Below are 1,008 nucleotides of genomic sequence, written 5' to 3'. Positions count from 1 at the left end.
TACCATGTATCAAATCATCTTGTGAAATACGTCTAGTTGTTTCAAATTTGTGCATTTTGTATGCAATTTCTTCTATTAAGTCAGAACTTGAACCAATTTCATTACTATAATCACCAAAACCTGAAGTAACATTATAAGTTGAAATTCCCTTACGAACCACATAATACCCATCTCTGAGTTCATTTTTACTTATTACCTTATAAGGTAATAAATCTTCAAGTCCATTTTTTGCAAGCTTTAAAATATCTCCATGATAAGTACCACTAGATTCTATCAAAATATTTCTACTCATATATATAATCCTCCTTACGTTTATGAAGAAAATTTCCTATTACCACTAGAATCATATTCATGACTAATTTGAATATCTAACAACACAACCTTACTTGAAGTACTAAGACTTATATCCTTGATTCTACCAACCTGAACTCCACCTTTTCCATCTTTATCTTGAACAAGTTTTCCATCCTTAAAAAATACATAATGCCCAATTTTAGGATTTGAATATGATGAATCAACAGTTATTACCACTTCACCACGTCTTCTAATAGGAACAACCTCGCCTGGCAAATAATTTGCTGTTTCATATGAAGATATGTAGGTCTTTCTCATAGCAAATCCACGAACAACATCAGTGTTTGTAGTACTAGACGTTGCTTTTTTTACTACAATATCTCCCATACTAGATGATTTACTAGATATGACTAGGTCACCAGGAGCTATAGGATCTGACCCAACATCAACTATCGCAGTCTCAGTCTCATGAATTCCACACTTGTGTTCAAGTCCTGGTAAAAAACTTTTTTCTGAATTAGTTAAATCAAACTTATGCATGTGTAGCCCCACTGTTAACAAAAATTTTGCTCTTATAATGCCTCATTGGAATAGTATTATTTACAGTCTGTACAACATACTTACTACGTGCGTTGACCATTTGCTTGTAAGCTGTAAGTTGTTGTACAAGGAAACTTATATTTTCAATCTGTGCATCAAGATCTCCAGCTTCGT

At 32.9% G+C, this 1,008-nt stretch carries 1 protein-coding gene and 2 pseudogenes; all 3 read right to left on the bottom strand.

Features of this window, described 5'->3' with window-relative positions; all coding sequences use genetic code 11:
* Positions 1-292, bottom strand: a pseudogene (locus U881_RS0107600) (hypothetical protein); the annotation flags it as partial.
* A 20-nt stretch (positions 293-312) separates the two neighbouring features.
* A complete protein-coding gene (locus U881_RS0107595) occupies positions 313-834 on the bottom strand; it encodes a structural cement protein Gp24 (RefSeq protein ID WP_024652909.1) in 522 nt (173 codons plus the stop codon).
* Positions 827-1,008 (bottom strand): annotated as a pseudogene (locus tag U881_RS11170) (terminase); the annotation flags it as partial. The pseudogene U881_RS11170 and the gene U881_RS0107595, both read right to left, overlap by 8 nt.

Origin of the sequence: Borrelia persica No12 (assembly GCF_000500045.1) — a bacterium.
GTDB classification, from domain to species: Bacteria; Spirochaetota; Spirochaetia; order Borreliales; family Borreliaceae; genus Borrelia; species Borrelia persica.
The sequence above is the reverse complement of the archived record's forward strand: the minus strand, read 5'-3'. Positions and strand labels throughout refer to the sequence as shown.

Excerpts from the sequence above, each read along its gene's own strand:
- U881_RS0107595 (WP_024652909.1), bottom strand. The coding sequence starts at position 834 with ATGCATAAGTTTGATTTAACTAATTCAGAAAAAAGTTTTTTACCAGGA.